The 17,758-nt window shown below is 63.1% G+C and carries 15 protein-coding genes; 5 read left to right on the top strand and 10 right to left on the bottom strand.

What is annotated here, in order from left to right; all coding sequences use genetic code 11:
* Positions 1-214 precede the first annotated feature (214 nt).
* Genes AC58NV_RS21645 through AC58NV_RS21655 form a run of 3 tightly spaced genes read left to right on the top strand, consistent with a single transcriptional unit; the run spans position 215 to position 4,321 of the window.
* Positions 215-2,284: a YjbH domain-containing protein gene (locus tag AC58NV_RS21645; protein ID WP_497228993.1), complete on the top strand. Its 2,070-nt coding sequence runs from the start codon at positions 215-217 to the stop codon at positions 2,282-2,284.
* Positions 2,281-2,916 carry a YjbF family lipoprotein gene (locus tag AC58NV_RS21650; RefSeq protein ID WP_497228994.1) on the top strand — a complete coding sequence of 212 codons (636 nt, stop codon included), beginning with the start codon at positions 2,281-2,283 and terminating at the stop codon, positions 2,914-2,916. The genes AC58NV_RS21645 and AC58NV_RS21650 overlap by 4 nt, the downstream gene beginning before the upstream one ends.
* A 25-nt stretch (positions 2,917-2,941) precedes the next feature.
* Complete coding sequence (locus tag AC58NV_RS21655) at positions 2,942-4,321, top strand: polysaccharide biosynthesis/export family protein (RefSeq protein ID WP_497228995.1); 1,380 nt, start codon at positions 2,942-2,944, stop codon at positions 4,319-4,321.
* 109 nt (positions 4,322-4,430) lie between these two features.
* Here the strand turns inward: AC58NV_RS21655 and AC58NV_RS21660 are convergent, their stop codons facing one another.
* From AC58NV_RS21660 to AC58NV_RS21695, 8 genes are read right to left on the bottom strand one after another with little or no spacing between them, the layout of a single operon-like run.
* Complete coding sequence (locus AC58NV_RS21660) at positions 4,431-5,282, bottom strand: glycosyltransferase (protein WP_497228996.1); 852 nt, start codon at positions 5,280-5,282, stop codon at positions 4,431-4,433.
* Positions 5,279-6,487 carry an MATE family efflux transporter gene (locus tag AC58NV_RS21665; protein WP_497228997.1) on the bottom strand — a complete coding sequence of 403 codons (1,209 nt, stop codon included), beginning with the start codon at positions 6,485-6,487 and terminating at the stop codon, positions 5,279-5,281. Before AC58NV_RS21665 ends, AC58NV_RS21660 begins: the two co-directional genes overlap by 4 nt.
* Positions 6,488-6,491: 4 nt before the next feature.
* On the bottom strand, positions 6,492-7,727 hold the full coding sequence (locus tag AC58NV_RS21670) for an O-antigen ligase family protein (RefSeq protein WP_497228998.1): 1,236 nt from the start codon (positions 7,725-7,727) through the stop codon (positions 6,492-6,494).
* Positions 7,728-7,746: 19 nt separating this feature from the next.
* Positions 7,747-8,844, bottom strand: coding sequence for a polysaccharide pyruvyl transferase family protein (locus AC58NV_RS21675; protein ID WP_497228999.1), 1,098 nt, complete (start codon positions 8,842-8,844; stop codon positions 7,747-7,749).
* Between the two features lie 21 nt (positions 8,845-8,865).
* On the bottom strand, positions 8,866-9,798 hold the full coding sequence (gene fcl, locus AC58NV_RS21680; protein ID WP_497229000.1) for a GDP-L-fucose synthase: 933 nt from the start codon (positions 9,796-9,798) through the stop codon (positions 8,866-8,868).
* Positions 9,799-9,808: 10 nt separating this feature from the next.
* Positions 9,809-10,927 (bottom strand): GDP-mannose 4,6-dehydratase, encoded by a 1,119-nt coding sequence (gene gmd / locus AC58NV_RS21685; protein WP_497229001.1) that lies wholly within the window; start codon positions 10,925-10,927, stop codon positions 9,809-9,811.
* Positions 10,924-12,174: a glycosyltransferase family 4 protein gene (locus tag AC58NV_RS21690; RefSeq protein ID WP_497229002.1), complete on the bottom strand. Its 1,251-nt coding sequence runs from the start codon at positions 12,172-12,174 to the stop codon at positions 10,924-10,926. Before AC58NV_RS21690 ends, gmd begins: the two co-directional genes overlap by 4 nt.
* 18 nt (positions 12,175-12,192) lie before the next feature.
* On the bottom strand, positions 12,193-13,626 hold the full coding sequence (locus AC58NV_RS21695; protein ID WP_497229003.1) for a mannose-1-phosphate guanylyltransferase/mannose-6-phosphate isomerase: 1,434 nt from the start codon (positions 13,624-13,626) through the stop codon (positions 12,193-12,195).
* Between the two features lie 536 nt (positions 13,627-14,162).
* On the opposite strand from AC58NV_RS21695, the gene xrtE reads away from it, so the two are divergent.
* Together xrtE and AC58NV_RS21705 are read left to right on the top strand one after the other, a co-directional pair.
* Positions 14,163-15,710 (top strand): exosortase E/protease, VPEID-CTERM system, encoded by a 1,548-nt coding sequence (gene xrtE, locus AC58NV_RS21700; protein WP_497229028.1) that lies wholly within the window; start codon positions 14,163-14,165, stop codon positions 15,708-15,710.
* Positions 15,711-15,892: 182 nt separating this feature from the next.
* The gene (locus tag AC58NV_RS21705; RefSeq protein ID WP_497229004.1) at positions 15,893-16,393 is read left to right on the top strand and encodes a hypothetical protein; all 501 of its coding nucleotides are present in this window, start codon (positions 15,893-15,895) and stop codon (positions 16,391-16,393) included.
* Between the two features lie 281 nt (positions 16,394-16,674).
* Here AC58NV_RS21705 and AC58NV_RS21710 read toward each other — a convergent pair whose 3' ends face one another.
* Positions 16,675-16,899 (bottom strand): hypothetical protein, encoded by a 225-nt coding sequence (locus AC58NV_RS21710; RefSeq protein WP_497229005.1) that lies wholly within the window; start codon positions 16,897-16,899, stop codon positions 16,675-16,677.
* 174 nt (positions 16,900-17,073) lie between these two features.
* Complete coding sequence (locus tag AC58NV_RS21715) at positions 17,074-17,757, bottom strand: YjbF family lipoprotein (protein ID WP_497229006.1); 684 nt, start codon at positions 17,755-17,757, stop codon at positions 17,074-17,076.
* Position 17,758 lies beyond the last annotated feature (1 nt).

Below are 17,758 nucleotides of genomic sequence, written 5' to 3' on the forward strand. Positions count from 1 at the left end.
CGCCGCAGCGGTGCAGGCAAGGGTTGCAGCGCGTCCCCAAAACGCGCAATGAGACAGGCAGATTCGCCACAGGCGGGAGACAATTTTGACCTTCCAGATCGGCGGCAGGACAGCCCGCCGGAAAACCGATATGGGAGGGGCGGGCAGAAGTGATTTTTAAAGCGTTATGAGACAACGGAGACTTCAGGGACGGCATTTGCTGCTGGCAGCGCTGATGCTGGCGCCCCCTGCGCAGCTTGCTGCGCAAAGTGTTTCTACCTATGGCACTCCAGGTCTGATCGAGATCCCAACAGCAGAGATGTTTGAGGATGGCGACTTGGTGTTCACTGCGGGAGGATTTGACGGGACACTGCGCAGCACCATGACTTTCCAGTTGTTGCCCTGGGTGCATGGCAGTTTCCGCTACGGCGCCATCAAGGGGCTGTCGGACGTGCACGACCGCCTTTACGACAGGAACTTCGATCTCCATTTCCGCCTGCGGCATGAGACCCGGAACGGCCCTGCGATTGTCCTTGGCCTTCGGGACTTCGGTGGCACTGGGGTAAATGCTGCCGAGTATGTGGTTGCGACCAAAACCTTTCGGGACCGGTTCAAGGTCACGGGCGGTATCGGTTGGGGGCGTATGGCAGGGCGCGGCAGTTTTTCGAATCCTCTGGGTCTGATTTCCGATAGGTTCAAAACAAGGGAAGCATCCGGAGCGGGCGGCATCTCAGAGACCGGCCAGCTGGATTTCGGTAATTGGTTCCGCGGCGATGCAGCGCTGTTTGGCGGTGCCAGCTGGGCCTGGAACGACCGTTTGACCCTGCTCGCGGAATACTCCCCGGACCTCTATACTCAGGAAACATCCAGATCCAGTTTCGAGCTCAATTCGCCGTTCAATTTCGGCCTCCAGTACCGGTTCAAAAACGGCGCGCAGCTGACTGCCTCTTATCTGTACGGCAGCACCCTGGGGATCAATTACAGCTATTTTATCGACCCGCGCCAGAGCGTGGCGCCAGGCGGGCAGGGGGCGGCACCGCCGCCCCTGCTGCCGGCGGACCAGGCGGCGCTGGCCAGCTGGAATCTGCCGGACGCGCCCGCCGCTGCCGCCCGCCGCCGGCAGGTGCTGGCGCAGGCCCTCGCGCAGGAAGGGCTGCGGCTGGTCTATCTGGAGAGCGGCGGGGACAGCCTGCGCATCGGGGTGGAAAACACCCGTTACCGCCAGGCCGCCCAGGCCATCGGCCGCACCGCCCGGGTGCTGGCAAATACCCAGCCCGCCCGGGTGCAGGGCTTTGACATCGCGCTGATGGCAAACGGGGTGCCGCTCAGCGCGGTGCGGATTGCCCGCAATGACCTTTATGAGCTGGAACATGATCCCGACGGCGCCTGGCGCAGCTTTGCCCGCGCCGAGGTCTCCGACAGCATCTCCCTGGTCAAGGGCGGCTTCACAAGCGGTGCCTATCCGCATTTCAGCTACCGTTTCGGCCCCTATCTGCAGGCCTCTTTCTTCGACCCGGACGCGCCGCTGCGCTATGAGATCGGCGCCCAGCTGGGGCTGGATTACACGCTGTCGCCGGGGCTGACCCTGTCCGCCGGGCTGCGCCAGCCCGCGGCCGGCAATCTGGATGACAGCCAGCGCCAGTCCAACTCGGTGATCCAGCGGGTGCGCTCGGACTGGGGGCTTTATGCCCAGCAGTCCGACCTGCGCATCGAGCATCTGACCGGCGAATACATCTGGCGGCCCGGCGAAAACCTCTATGCCCGCGCCACGCTGGGCTATCTGGAGACCATGTACGGCGGGCTGTCGGGGGAGCTGCTGTGGTTCCCGGCCAACAGCCGCCTGGCCCTGGGGGCTGAGCTGAACTATGTGCGCCAGCGCGATTTCGACGTGCTGTTCGGCTTTCAGGACTATTCCACCGTGACCGGCCATCTGTCGGCCTATTACGATCTGCCGGGGGAGTATCACGCCCAGATCGATGCCGGCCGCTACCTGGCGGGCGATTACGGCGCCACCGTCACCCTGGACCGGGAATTTGCCAATGGCTTCAAGGTCGGCGCCTTCTTCACCCTGACCTCGGTGGGGTTCAGCGACTTCGGCGAAGGCAGTTTCGACAAGGGGATCCGGCTGGAGATCCCGGTGTCCTGGCTGACCGGCCGCCCGTCGCGCGACCGGCTGGCGCAGGTGATCCGCCCGGTGCTGCGCGATGGCGGCGCCCGGCTCAACGTGCGCAACCGGCTTTATGGCGTCACCCGCGAGGCGCGCGCCCAGCAGCTGGTCAAAGGCTGGGGGAGGTTCCTGCGATGAAACAGCTCTGCGGTGCCCTGCTGTGCCTGCTGCTGATCTCCTGCGGCGATGCAAAGGACGACCTCGATCTCTTGCGCGGCGCGCTGCAGCCGGATGCGCCCCGGTTCCACCCGCGCGCCTCGGCGCTGGCCTCTGTCCGGCCGATCCCGCCGCGGCTGGAGGTGGCTTTCCCGACCCGCGATCTGAGCGGTGTCATGCTCCTGGAGACCGAACGCGCGGGCGTGCAGACCTGGCTCACCGCCGATGGCGCAACCATCACGCTCAGGCAGGGGTTTCTCACCTCTGCCAAGGGCTTCGGCTCCGGCCTGGCGGCCTCGGATGTGCGGCACAGCGCGGATCTGGTGCTGGCGGCAGGCGAGGGCACCGCGGAGCGGTTCCACAGCTTCCTCAATGGCAACGACCAGATCGAGCTGCACGCCTACCGGTGCCAGGTGACGCATGCGGGCGCGGAGAGCATCTTCCTGCGCGGCGTGCCGGTGGTGGTGCAGAAGCTGGAGGAGCGCTGCCACGGGCTGGCGGAAAGCTTCACAAATACCTATTGGGTCCGGCAGGGGGCGGTGTTGCAGTCCTCGCAGTGGACCGGCAGTTTCCTGGGCAACCTCTTCATGAAGACGGTGCCGGATGAGAATTGAATGTAAGTTGATTGGAGGACGCATCGTGCGCCGCATTTCCCTTGCCCTCAGCGCCCTGGCCCTGGCCGCCCTGGCCTCCGGCTGCTCGACCATCTACCGCAGCCCCGCCGTGAAGGCGGGGGTGTCGGACGCCGGCAAGGTGCGGGTGGTGGCGGTGACGCCGGAGACCGTGCTGGTCGCCAACCGCGCCGCCTATCAGCCCAAGACCCTGCCGGCCGTGTTCCAGATCTCCGCAGGCTCGGGCGCCGGCGCCAGCCCGCGCGGCCTGGGCCCGCTGCCCGACGCGCCCTCGACCCAGGACGGCAGCCGCCAGGGGCTGCGGCTGGACCCGCCGCCGGCTGTGGACCCCGGCCCCTATACCATCGGCACCGGCGATGTGCTGGTGCTGTCGACGCCGTCGACGCAAGGCACGGTGGCAGAGCTGTCGGGGCTGCTGGCGGCGCAGAACAGCCGCAACGGCTACACGGTGCAGGATGACGGCTCGATCAATATCCCGGACGTGGGCCGGGTGCGGGTTGCCGGCCTCACCGTGGACGAGGCCGAGGCGCTGCTGTTCCAGCGCCTGGTGGAAAGCCAGATCGACCCGACCTTCAGCCTCGAGGTCGCCGAGTTCAACTCCCGCCGGGTCTCGGTCGGCGGCGCCGTCGGCCAGCCCGGCGTCTACCCGATCACCCTGACGCCGCTCACCCTGGGCGAAGCGCTGGCCGCCGCAGGTTCGGTCTCGGTGGGTGATATCGATGTGAGCTCGGTCAGGATCTACCGCGACGGCGCCATGTACCAGATCCCGCTGGAGGACCTTTATGCCCGCTCCGAATTGCAGCGCCTCAAGCTCTTGGCGGATGACTCGGTGTTTGTGGATACCGATTACGATCTCAGCCGCGCCGAGCGCTACTTCGCCCAGCAGATCCAGCTGCAGCAGACCACGCTGGCGGGCCGCCGCGCTGCGATTGATGAACTGACCGCCGCCCTCACCCTGCGCCGCGCCGACCTGGACGAGCGGCGGGAGAACTTCGCCCAGGCGCTGGAGCTGGACGCGGTGGAGCGGGATTACGTCTATCTCAGCGGCGAGGTCCGCACCCAGGGCCGCTACACGCTGCCTTTCGGGCATAAGGCCACGCTGGCGGATGCGCTGTTCGACACCGGCGGCGGCATCGCCAAGGAGACCGGCGACGCCAGCCAGGTTTATGTGCTGCGCGCTGCGCAGGACGTGCGCGAGTTCGGCGCGGTGACCGCCTGGCACCTGGACGTGCGCAACGCCGCGCATCTGCCGCTGGCCGCCCGTTTCGAGCTGCGCCCCGATGACATCGTGTTCGTGGCGGAAAACCCGGTGACCCGCTGGGGCCGCACCATCGACCAGATCACCCCCTCGCTGATCACTGCGCCGGTGAATGCGATTGCGGATTGATTCAGCCCGCATGCAGATCTGGAAAGTTCGGGCCGGCCGTTCATGTTCTGACGCGATGGTTTTTTGGGTTGACGGCTTGGATTGAATCCACAGCCCGGTTCAGTGGCCGCTATTTTGCCCGGTGTCCCCTGCCGGCAGCTTCGAGTATGATCCCCATTCCGGGGATGACTGAACTTAGCCGCCAATAGAGGATTGGAAGCATGCGCCGCAAGGCGCCCTTAAGGATACGCATCCTTCCGAGACTGAAAACTTCACGCTGCGTGGCCGCGCATTCCCGAATATGCTGCCATGGAAAGCGGAAAGTCGTGCTGTCAGTGCTTTTGTCAGAATAGATGATTGGTCGCTCCACACTCAAGCAGCTCGCTCCAGAGTTGTAAATCTCGGCGATACAGCGGTAATCAGCGGCGACTTTCATATCATCACGGTAAAGCCAGGCCTTGTGCAGCGGCCCGCGCACGAATATCGCTTGGTGCGAAGCCGGCAGGCTATACCGCATCCAGGCATCTGCCTCATGCGGGCCGAAACACATTTTCTCCCCATTCGGATAGCATTTGATTTGCCCTCCAAAGAGCATATCCACCGGTTGCGCCGTTAAAACCGCCTGAACATCCTTGAGCACATCAGCATCGGTATAGACATCCCCTGCATTGAGCAGGTTCACATAACGCCCCTCGGCTGCCAGAATGCCCTTATTCATGGCGTCATACAAACCTTTGTCCGGTTCCGAGGTGATGACCACTCGTGGATCATCATCAAGCCCTTCGAGCGCCGCAAGTGTGTCATCACTCGATGCGCCATCGATTATGTGCCAGCGCCAGTTGTGAAAACTCTGACTCATCACCGTCTCGCGCGTACGGGCCAGTCCCGGCTGATCGTGCCAAACAACAGTAACAATTTCGAAGAAAGGAGCTTCTTGGCATTCTTCTGGGGTCTTGGAGGCTGGATCTGAAGCAACCGTCATGCATTGGTCCTTTTTGCTATAATTGCCGTCAGCCAGAGGATCCCCGCTGCAATCCCATAGCTGGCTACCGTTGCATAGGCCGCACCGACCGGACCGGCGAAGCTGCAAATGAGAATGGTTAGTACGACGCAGCTCAAAGCGCCTGCCAGACCTGAATAAAACGGGGCGCGAAGCCGCCCTGAGGCAACCACCATCTGGGTGCCAAGAAACCCGTAAACTGTAAAGCAGGTCGATAAAAAATAGACTGCCATGATGTCACGCGAAGCAGCATAATCAGGGCCAATCATCCACGTCAGGAGTTCATCTCCGCCGTAATAGGCACCAATGCTCAGCCCTACTGAACAGAGCGCCACCCCAAGAAGCAGAAATTTGGCTGCTCCGGACAGGCTGCCACGGTGCCATTCAGCCACAATGCGCGGCCCGAATGTGAGGCCAATGAGGCTGAACGCCATGTTCCCCGCCTCGGCAAAGCGGGCGCCAATGGAATAAACAGCCAAATCGCCAGCTTCGAAGAACTGCCCAACATAAATCTGATCGAACCGGTAGTAGACCGAGACCATTAACGCCTGCAGCATGAGCCCTGAACTTTTATTGACTGAGGTTGCCAGGGTGCGCACCGATGGCAAACGGGCTGCAACCCGGCGGGCGGCTAGGAAAAGCAAGCAGGCGAAAACAACCCATTCAGCGGTCCACACTCCTGCCAGAAAGAGTGGGCCGGCATCGCTGAAATACACCCCGCACAGCATGCAAAAAGCCAGCGCAAGCGAGATTATGCGATAACGGATATAGGCTTCGGGTTGATTTTTCCCTCGGTATTTCGAGCGAATAAGCTCCCCGAAGGCAAATGGAAGCCGTATTCCGCAAATCATATAAAGCCATAGAAAGCCGCTGCCATCGATCAGGAAAATTCCGCCTCCAACCAGCAAATAAACCAGCCCCCCCAGCCCGAAGACGGGAATTGCAAGGCGTAAAAGACCGGCCGAAGCGCCCCCCGCGCGGGCGGCGACCCTTGCATAAATCAAGTTGGGCAAGCCAATTGCCGCAATCGGCTGAAGAACCGTAACCACGGCGATTGATAAAGCCAAATTACCGACGGTGGCGGCATCATACTTTATTGCTGCCACCGACAGGACGGAGATGCCAAAAAGCGCCGCCAGCCCGTTGTCCGTCCCATAAATGATCAATCGGCGCAGAAAAGATGTCATGGTGTCAGGCCGCGCATGATTTCAGGCTCCGCTCCTGTGGCGCTTGTGCAGAGCCAGCGGAGCGCCAGGGCAAAACCATAATCCACATGAGCAGCGGAAAGATATTCAGGTTCAGCCCGCGGGCTTGGAACAAAAAGACAACCAAGCTAGCCAGCAGCACAACGAAAACCCTGAAGTTCCGAAAGTAGCTTCGCCAAGTGGCTCGCATGAGGAGAAACAGCAAAATGAGCCCCAACGACCCGAATTCGGCAAAGATCACAAATGGGCCAGTGTGGATTTTAGCACCTGTATCAGTGGCTCCTGACTGGTCGATGCCTACCCCCAGCACGGGCCTCTCGACAAAGAGGCTAAAGGCCAGTTTCCAAGTTTCATCCCGGCCCGACAGGCCCGATCCGATTCCGCGATGCTGATCGTTCAAAAGCAGAACCCGGTCGGCTACAAAAGTGACCGCATCCGTGATCAGCGCGTTGCCGGCCTGCGTATAGATAAAGAATGCCAAAATGCCGCTCAGCACCAGCATCAGCATGCCAATGCCTGCGTTGTTGCGCAGCAGGCGGAGGGTCTGGCCGCCAAAGGCAAAGAAGAGCACGATAACCACCGCAAGCAACGCTGAGCGGGATTGCAAGAAATGTGTCCCGATCAGCGCCAGCACCCCGCAAAACAGCAGCAGCCAGGAGGTCCCGCGCAGATACAGCAATGCCACGCAAGCAAACAGAAGCTCTCCACCCAGATTCGGATGGATCGAGAAGTAGAGATACCGGGTGAAGGCTTTGGTTGGAAAAAGGAGGAAATGCACCATCGAAATGATGATCAAAAGTGCAGCAAGAGGGGCGGCAGCCCGGAACACATTCTGCACCGGCCGACCGGTCATCGTCTCAAAGATATAAAGCGCGTTGAGAAGGATCACGACTTTGATGACCGCCGAGATATCAATTGCCGACAATTCGATGACGTTGTAGAGGCATGAGCTGATGATATTAATGCCCAGGATCAGCGCGATAATTTTGAACTCGCCCGACAGTTTCTTCCGGCTGAAACCCGTCATAAGAATGACCAGGTTGGAATACAGCATCCACAACAGAAACATGCCCCGATAGATCAGCTCATCGCCGTAGGTGACAGCAAAAGCCATGTAGGGCATGGGGAACAAGAACAGGATCGACTGGACGAATATGCCATTCATCTGCTCTCGTTTCGGTAATGCGGTAACGGGCGTATTTGCGTAGATTAGCTTTGTCACGGACAGGCTCAATAGCGGATCAGGTCAGCTGATTTGTCAGCCAGGCGATTTCTTTTTCCTGTTCATCGTGCAGGTAATCCAGATCCAGGGTCACCAGCCGGGTCTTGATGTCTTCGAGGCCGACACGGCCGAACAGCGCTGAGCGCGGGCTTGGCGTGAAAAGCATCGCCGGGCTGCCGAAGGCCAGGGTTGCCACACAGGCATGAACCCGGTCGGAGAGGGTGAAATCCGCATTGGCGTAGATGTTGATGTAGGTCCAGGGCTCGTCCGATGCGGTGGCATTGGGCTGGCGGTAGATCTTGTGGGTGACATGCGGGAAGAAGCGGTGCTCCGGGCGCACCACCATCCGGCCGGCAAAGGTCTCCGGCAGCTTGCGGCGGTCGGTCAGGTCGGCAAAGTAGCTGCGGATCTTGCCCTTATGCGCGGATTTGTCGAGAAAGTTCGGGATCCCGAGATGATAGGCTGATCCTTCCAGTTCGATCTTCATGGTCCGGAACTTACCTGCATCAAAGGCGCTTTCGGAGATGCTCGGCTCCGGGTAGCGGTCGAAATTCATCGCCATGTATGGCGTGCCGCCGCGGGTCCTGAACGGGGTGACGCAGCGGTTGAGGAAGAATCCGGAGTCGATCCCGTTGTATTTCGGAACGCCGGGAAGCCAGTCCTTCAGAATGCCATAAGATTTGTCATCCCGGGTGGAGATCAGGGCCGGCGGGTATGCTTCGAGGAAGGCCTTGACCTTGGCGATCTCACTGCCGGTGAATTTGAAAAAGGCGCAGGACAGGAGGATGATCTTGGTGCCGCGTTCCTGCAGCGCCTTGAACGTCTTTTCCCAGCTGGCGGCCATCCAGGCATTCAGCACCGGTCCTTGCAGCACCAGATAGTCGATATCCAGATATTTGACGAAATCGACGTAATTGTCCGGGTTGCCTTTGAATTTGTTGTGCAGCGTGCGGTAGTTCGGCTGATCCTGGAAGTAACCGACTGCATCTTCCCCGAAAACGCGTTTGAGCACGTATTCGCCGCCCAGATTGAAGAAGGCGTTGCCGACATTCTGGGCCCATTGCCCGCCGACAAGAGCCACCCGGGGTGCTTTCAAAGCAGCCGTCTGAATATTCATAACGTGTTTCCTAGTTCTAAATCAGGCGTTCTGGAGCCAATGGCAGTAAGTATGGCCAATACCCTCTTCCAGCGAACGGGAATTGTTCCAGCCCATGGCATGCAGCCGGGAGCTGTCCATCAGTTTGCGCGGCGTGCCGTCCGGCTTGGTTGCATCAAACACCAGTTCCGCCCCGTAGCCTACCACCCGGGCAATGGTTTCGGCCAGTTCGCGGATGGTGACCTCCGCACCGGATCCCACGTTCACATGGTCAAAGCCGGAGTAGGTCTTCAGCAGGAACACCAGCGCATCCGCCAGGTCGTCGCAATGCATGAACTCGCGCAGCGGCGTGCCGGAGCCCCACAGCTCCACCGAAGCGGCGCCCGCTTTCTTGGCCTCGTGAAACTTGCGCAAGAGCGCCGGCAGCACATGGGACGAGTTCAGGTCGTAATTGTCACCCGGGCCGTAGAGATTGGTCGGCATCGCCGAGATCCAGTCGCGGCCGTATTGCTGCCGGTAGGCTTGCATCAGCTTGATGCCTGCGATTTTGGCAACGGCGTACCATTCATTGGTGGGCTCCAGCGCGCCGGTCAGCAGGCTGTCCTCGGGGATCGGCTGGGGCGCAAACTTGGGGTAGATGCAGGAGGAGCCGAGGAACAGGAACCGCTCCACATCTGCCTCATGGGCTGCTTGGGCGAGGTTCGCCTCGATCATCAGGTTCTGATAGAGGAAATCCACCGGAAAATCGCTGTTGGCCTTGATGCCGCCGACCTTGGCTGCCGCCATGACGATGGCATCGGGGCGCTGCGCCTGCATCCAAGCCTTGACGGCCGCCTGGTCCACCAGGTCGAGTTCGGTGCGGGCCGCAGTGATAACCTCGCAGTCTTCTGCTGCCAGGCGGCGCACTACGGCGGCGCCGACCATGCCGCGGTGGCCCGCGACAAACACACGTTTTCCCTTCAGGTCATAGGCCATGGCGCTCCCCTCAGCCTTCGACGCTGACCGGCACCGCCATGCCGTGCTCTTTCAGCAGCGCGTGGCGGCGGGCGGTTTTCAGGTCCTCGGCTACCATCTCGGCGCACATCTGCTGCGTGGTGATCTCCGGCACCCAGCCCAGCTTCTCCTTGGCCTTGGCGGGGTCGCCCAGCAGCGTTTCCACCTCCGCCGGGCGGAAATAGCGCGGGTCGATCCGCATCACCACATCGCCGGGCTTCAGCGCCGGAGCCTTGCCGCCCTCGACCGCCGCGACGGTGGCAATCTCCTCCACGCCGCTGCCGGAGAACTCCAGATGCACCCCCAGCTCGGCGGCGGACCAGGCGATGAACTGGCGCACCGAATACTGCTTGCCGGTGGCAATGACGAAATCCTCGGCCTGATCCTGCTGCAGCATCATCCACTGCATCCGCACATAGTCCTTGGCATGGCCCCAGTCGCGCAGCGCATCGATGTTGCCCATGTAGAGGCAGGGCTCCAGCCCTTGCGCGATATTGGCCAGCCCGCGGGTGATCTTGCGGGTCACGAAGGTCTCGCCGCGGCGCGGGCTCTCGTGGTTGAACAGGATGCCGTTGCAGGCATACATGCCATAGGCCTCGCGGTAATTGACCGTGATCCAGTAGGAATAAAGCTTGGCCACCGCATAAGGCGAGCGCGGGTAGAACGGCGTGGTCTCGCGCTGCGGCGTCTCCTGCACCAGGCCGTAAAGCTCCGAGGTCGAGGCCTGGTAGAAGCGGGTCTTCTGCTCCAGCCCGAGGAAGCGGATCGCCTCCAAGAGCCGCAGGGTGCCCATGGCATCCACATCGGCGGTGTATTCCGGGCTCTCGAAGGACACCGCCACATGGCTCTGGGCGCCGAGGTTATAGACCTCGTCGGGCTGCACGTCCTGGATGATCCGGGTCAGGTTCGAGCTGTCGGTCAGATCGCCGTAATGCAGCTTGAAGCGGGCGTTGTCCACATGCGGGTCCTGGTAGATGTGATCGACCCGCTGGGTGTTGAACGACGAGGCCCGGCGCTTGATCCCGTGCACCTCATAGCCCTTTTCCAGCAGAAACTCCGCCAGATAAGAACCGTCCTGGCCCGTGACGCCGGTGATGAGTGCCTTTTTCATTGTTCTGCCTCCGCAATGCGCTGCTCCCGGGAGGCGCCCGCCAGGCGCCGCAGGATGGCTTCGTAGCTGTTGAAGATGGTGGTGCGGTTCATGTGCTGCTGCACATAGGCCCGGCCGGCCTCGCCCATGCGCTGCTGCCGCGCCGGATCGCTCAGAAGCTCTGCCGCCTCGGTGCAGAGGCGGGCCTCGTCATCCGGGTAGACACAGATGCCGGCGCCGGACTCCCGGGCCAGGACATCCAGCGGGCTGCCCGGTTCGGCGATGCAGACATAGGGGCGGCCGGCCGACATGATCGAGAACAGCTTGGAGGGCAGCGCATAATTCGCCACGTTCAGGGCCTGGGGCACCAGATGGACATTTGCGCTCTGCAGCGAGGCCATGAATTCCTCCGCCGGGGCCAGCTCCAGGAAACGGGCCTTGGCGAGGCCGCGCCGGGCGGCTTCCGCCTCGATCCGCGGGCGTTCCGAGCCGCCGCCCCGCATCACGATTTCAACCTCCGGCATGGTGTCCGACAGATGCGACAGCAGCGGCAGGAGCTGGTCCAGGTTCTGCTTCTTGCCGAAGTTCCCGGAATACATCACCCGCACCGGGGCGGCCGGGTCGACCGGGGCTTCTTCGGCCGCCTGCGACCAGATCGGCAGCACCGTGACGGGCTTCCTGCAGCCGATCTCCTCAAGCTCCCGCTTCATGCCCTCGGTCAGCACCACAACTTCATCCGCGAAGCTGAGACCGATCCGCTCCGCCAGGCGCATCAGCTTCAGCATCAGCGGATGGGACGCGATGCCCAGCGAGGCGGCCAGGCCGCTTTCGATATCATGGACCACGGCAATGACCGGGGCGCCGGAGCGCAGCTTCAGCGCCATCGCCCCGTAGAGGGTGAGAACGCTTGGGATATAGGCGATGATGGCGCCGGTCTTGCGGTGGGTGCCGCGCAGCGCATGCCAGACCGCCCGGCGCAGGAACCGCAGGTCGTTCCGGACCCGGTCCCTGAACCCGCCGGCGCCGCGCGCCTGCACCGGGACGCGTTCGATGGCGATGCGGCCAAGCCGCTCGCGGTCGCGGGCGCCGTCCGCCCAATCTCCGAAAGGCTCTATGCTGGGGTAATGCGGGCGGAACGTCAGGGCCGAAACCGCATAGCCCCGTTCCGCCAGATATTCCGCCAGCTCCCGGCAATAGGGGGCCGAGCCGATCTCCTCGGGCCAGAAATAGGGCGAGAGATAGAGAACCGATCCCGCAGGCGTACTCATTATCAAGGATCTTTCCAGTTACCCGCGTGCGTAGACATCTTCGTAGCGGATGATGTCATCCTCGCCGACATAGGCGCCGGTCTGCACCTCGATCAGCACCATCGGCACCTTGCCGGGGTTCTCCATCCGGTGCACCGCGCCCAGCGGCACATAGATGCTTTCGTTTTCGGTCACCAGTTTCACCTCGTCATTCACCGTCACTTTGGCGGTGCCCTCGACCACGATCCAGTGCTCGGAGCGGTGCACATGGCTTTGCAGGCTCAGCGCCGCGCCCGGGTGCACCAGGATCCGCTTGACCTGGAAGCGGTCGCCAACCGCCAGGCTCTCGAACCAGCCCCAGGGGCGGTGATCCTTGGGGAACTCGGTGGCCTGGGCGGCGCCCTTCTTCTTCAGCGCCGCCACCGCCAGCTTGACGTCCTGGGCGCGGGATTTGTCGGCGACCAGCACCGCGTCGTTCATCGCCACCGCCATGATGTTCCGAAGGCCGATGCCGACCAGCTCCAGCCGCTCGCTGTCGGCGCGCAGCAGCGTGCCGGCGCAGTCGATCGCGGTGGCGCCGCCGCTGGTAACGACGCCCTCCGCATCCGGGGCGCTCTCGCGCCAGACCGCATCCCAGCCGCCGAGGTCGGACCAGGCGGCGTCAAACGGCACCACCGAGAGATTGTCCGCTTTTTCCATCACCGCATAGTCGATCGAGATGTCCCCGGCGCCGCTCCAGGGCTCCGGCGCCAGACGCAGGAAGCCGAGGTCGGGCCTGGCCTGGTCCAGCGCGTCCTGCACCGGCGCGATCAGCGCGGGCGCATGGGCCTGGAAGGCGGTGATGATATCGGCGGCGCGGAACAGGAAGATGCCCGCGTTCCATTTGTAATTGCCCGCCGCCAGCATTTCGGCGGCGCGGGCCGCGTCCGGCTTTTCCACGAACTGCTTGAGCGGCACGGCAGCGCCATCTGCCCCCGGCGCCGCGGCAAGTTCGAGATAGCCATAGGCGGTTTCGGCATGGGCCGGGGTGATGCCGAAGGTGACCAGCCGGCCCTCAGCCACCGCCTCAAGGCCCCTGGCGACGGCGGCGTGAAAGGCCGCGGTGTCGGGGACCACATGATCGGAGGGCGCCACCAGCAGCACCGCATCGGGATCTTCCGCCCGGGCGCGCAGGGCGGCGGCCAGCACAGCAGGCGCGGTGTTGCGCCCCTCCGGCTCGATCAGGATGGCGCCGGGGTCGATGCCGATGGCCTGCAGCTGCTCGGTGACGATGAAGCGGAAATCGGAGTTGGTCAGCACCATCGGCGCGGCAAAGCGCAGGCTGCCCGCATTCCCCGCCAGCCGCCGGGCCGAGGCCTGGAACAGGGTCTCTTCCCCCATCAGGGGCACGAACTGCTTGGGGTAGCTCTTGCGCGACAAGGGCCACAGACGGGTTCCGGAGCCTCCGCACAGGAGGACGGGGGTAATCAACATGATTAAATACTCGAGCAAAGTTCGCTTGCCTCCGGTCCTAATGAATGACCGCCCCCCTGACAAGCCTGAGGAGTATGCCGCAGTCAAAATTTCACCATATGGTTTAGATGGGGGGCTGAAGCGCAACTTTCAGACGGAGGAAGTTCGGAGAAACTCAAAGGATAAGTTAAGCGAATTTTTGCCTTCCCGGCCGGCGGCTTCACCGGGGCGGAAAATTGAAGGGTGTACAGCAGCCAGGACGGAACAACGGATCTGCAGTCATGGCAAACGCTCCGAGCAGCGCTGAAGTTACTCCTTTGCCAGGAGGATTACCGCTGAATGGCGGTGCGCCGCCGCGCTGGCACATTGTGGGCCTCAACCCGCGACGGGTAAAACTCCTTGGCCTTCACAGCTCAAGCCGCGTATGTTCAGAGCCCGAAGCGGTATAAAATTGGGACAGGCCCTCGCGCTGTTCTCAAAACCCATTCAGAGGAGAAACCGTGAGGCAGGGGCTGATCTCCAGGCCAGCATTCGCGCGTCTGGTTGTTTTTTTGCTGGTGGCAGTGGCAGAGGCAATGGTTTTCCGCCTGCTCACCCACAAGGAAGGTTACTTCTTCTGCAGCAATGTGTCTGCATATGCCCTCTGCCGGAGTATGCGAACGCTTCCGCTGAGCGTTTTCTTTATGAGCGTAGCGGTCATTCTGATAGCGATGCTCCGCCCCCGGATTTGGCAGAGCTACATAGGCTTGGCGGACACAGCGCCGTCCCGCCGCATCCTTCCGGCCGGGCTGCACCTGCTGGGGCTGGGGCTGCTGCTGCTGCCGCTTTGGCTGTTCCCGCTTCCTGAGCTGGAAGCGCAGTTCAGCCGGGTGGCCCCGCTGTTTCTGGCAGGCGCGGCGCTTGCGTTCCTGAGCGCGGTACTCTGGCTCTTGCCCCTGCGTGCCTGGAAGCAATGGTTTCTTGGCAATGACGCCTTTTTGCCGCTTGCCGCCGCCGGTTTTTTTCTGCTCCCGCTGGTGGTTGAAGCCACTGGCTGGCTTTGGGACGAGAACCAAGCCTTGACCCGGCTGACATTCGAGGCAGTGAGCTTTGCCTTCTCTTTGGCCGGAACGGAGATCTTCAGCCTTCCGAACGAGCGCATCATCGGTCTCAACGATTTTGCAGTCCGTGTCGCCGCAGGGTGTTCCGGCGTCGAAGGTGTGGCCCTGATGGCGGTTTTTATGGGTATTTATGCTCTTTTGACGCGTCCAACGCTGCGCATGGGGCCCTATTGGGCGGTTCTCTTCCCGCTGGCGGTCAGCCTCAGTTGGGTTTTCAACATCCTCCGCATTTCAATGCTGATCTGGCTCGGCGCCTTTGTCTCGCCAGAACTGGCCGTGGACGGGTTTCATTCCTACGCGGGCTGGCTTCTGTTCTCCCTGCTGGCATTTGCGGTTCTGGCCGTCGCGCACAATATGGCCTTCTTCCAAAAGAGCTCCGCCGTGTCAGCTCCCAAATCCGCGCCGTCCCTGGCCGCGGATCCGCTGTTTGCCAGGATCGTGCCCTTCATCCTGTTCATGATCAGCGGCACCCTGACGCCGCTGTTCTGGGAGGTCCCGTCCGACGGCTACCCGCTGCGGGCGGCGCTGATGCTGCTGGGACTGATGCTGTTCTGGCCCGCGCTGAAGGCGTTCAGCTGGCGGGCCGGGCCGCTGGACTGGCTGGCGGGCGGCGCGGTGGCGGCGCTGTGGCTGTGGACCGCGCCGGAGAGCGGCGGCAGCAGCACCGCCGCGGCGCCGGATCCGGTCTGGCTGGCCTGCCGCCTGTTGGGCACGGTGCTCCTGGTGCCGGTGATCGAGGAACTGTTCTTCCGCGCCTATGTGCTGGAGCGCATCGCCGGCGGGCCCGGCGCGCCCGCCTGGCGGCGTCTGGCCGGGCTGGCGGCCAGCAGCCTGCTGTTTGCCGCGCTGCACGACCGCTGGCTGGCGGGGGCTGCGGCCGGGGCCGTCTTCGGGCTGCTGTATCTGCGGACCCGCCGCCCCGGCGGCGCGGTGCAGGCGCATATGCTGGCCAATGCCCTGATTGCCGCCGCCGCCATCGCCGCCATGGATTTCGGCCTGCTCTGATCCCGCCTGGCCGGTGCCGGCAAAACCCGGCAGGCGGCCCGGGCGCGAACTCTTAAAATTTGCCTAACATCAAGGCTAAAGTGTTGATAATGTACTAATTTTTGCCACATCCGCAACCCGGTCAGCGCGCAACGCTTTCTTAATCAGTCTCCAACGCCCGTTAACGCTTTGGAGGCCTGACCATGCTGGCACAGAACATCGCATCTTCGGCAGCCGCCCTCTTGGGCCGCAGCCGCACCGCTGCTAAAGCCGCGGCCGTGCTTGGCCTGGCGCTGGCCGTCCTGCAGCCCTCCGCCGCCGCCGCCCAGCAAACCTATGTGGTCGGCAGCGACCGCGGCGGCTATCTGCATGACCGGCTGATCGAGCTGAAGAACCTGCAGCAGAACGGCGTCCGGGTCGAGATCCGCGGCAAGGTCTGCTATTCCACCTGCACCATGTTCCTCGGGCTGCCGGGCGCCTGCGTCGATCCGGCCACCACCTTCGGCTTCCACGGCCCCTCGCGCGGTGGCCGCCGCCTGGCGCAGGATAAGTTCGACTATTTCAGCCGGGTGATGGCGCAATATTATCCGGCCCCGCTGAAGAGCTGGTTCATGGCCGAAGGCCGCAACCGGATTTCCGGTGTCCACAAGATCAAGGGCAGCGAGATCATCCGCATGGGCGTGCCGGCCTGCCGCAGCGCCTGAGCCGGCCCCCGCTGCCGGCAGGGCAATGTCCCGGCTGATTCCCACGCCCCCGCCGCAGGAGCTCCCGCGGCGGGGGCGTGGTCGTGTGCGGGGGGCGGCAGGATTTTTGGGGTGCCGCCCCCCGCGCTTGGAAGGCGAGTCCCGCACACAATCATCGCCTGTAATCCGTATTATGAATAATAACGGCCAGCCTGAGAGGGCGACAAAAAAACGGGCCTCTGCAGAGAGAGGCCCGTTTCCAAAAGATTGCGGCGCCGCCTGACCGGCGGCAGGCCGGCAGATCAGTTGGTGGTGGTGGTGGTGGTGGTGCTGACGGAATCGTCGTCGTTGGCAACGATGCCGACAAAAACCAGGCCCGCCACGACGCCTGCGGCGGCGCCTGCGCTCAGGCCGGTGCCGAGAAGGCCGCCGTTTGCGCCGGCCGGTGCCGGTGCGGTTTCCTGTGCGGAAACGGCAGTTGCCGAGGCCAGGGCTGCCAGGGTCAGGGCGGTCAGAAGGTTTTTCATTTTCAAACTCCTTTGGAGAACTGTGACAGGTGCGTTGAGGCGACCTTATGGGAGGCGGATTGTTATTTCAACGTATGGAATAGCGGCAAAACTGTTGAAATCCCGTTTGCATTGCGGATTTTTTCTGCCCGTTGCGGGAAAGCCGCGGGGACGGAGCGGGAAAGCCGCGCGGCGTTACAGCCGCAGCTGGCGGATTCGAACATATCCGATCTCCGGGCCCGCCCATTGCCGCGATTGCCAGACCCGGGCGCGCCCGGGGCGGGAATCAACCCAGTAGTCGTTGACCACCGCCCCGCCGGCGCCCTCGCAGCGCTCCTGAAGATGGCGGGCCGGATGGGTGATCTCGACAATTTCCACTGCCTCCGGGCCCAGGTCGTGCAGGCTGCAGGCCAGGTTCAGCACCCGCTGGCCGTTGCCCTCGGCGCGCACGGTATAACGCCGGCCGCCGCCGCGCGCCGGCCCGCCAGCGCCGTCTGCAGCCGGCACCTGCGCCGACAACAGCCCGCCGCCCAGGCCGCGGGTGGCAATCACCATGCCCTGCCGCAGGGCAACCGAGACATTGTCCTGGGTGCGCCAGACCTCGATTTCGCCGGGATGGCTGTCGCGGCGCGCCAGGGCGCGGGTCAGATAGGCCGTGACCTCGCGGTTCTCGATGGTGACCTCGATATAGGCCTGGGTCTCCCGGTCCAGGAGCGCCCGGGTCAGCTTGGGCGGCGGCGGCGGCGCGTTGCGGCGGCGTTTGAACTGCTCCGCCACCGCCTGCACCACTTCCAGCTCGGCCTGGGTCTTTTCCGGGCCCTTGCTGCAGCCCGCCAGCAGCAGCGCGGCGGCCAGGGCGGCCGCGGTCATCCGGATCATG

The sequence above is a fragment of the Leisingera sp. ANG49 genome (assembly GCF_059694505.1).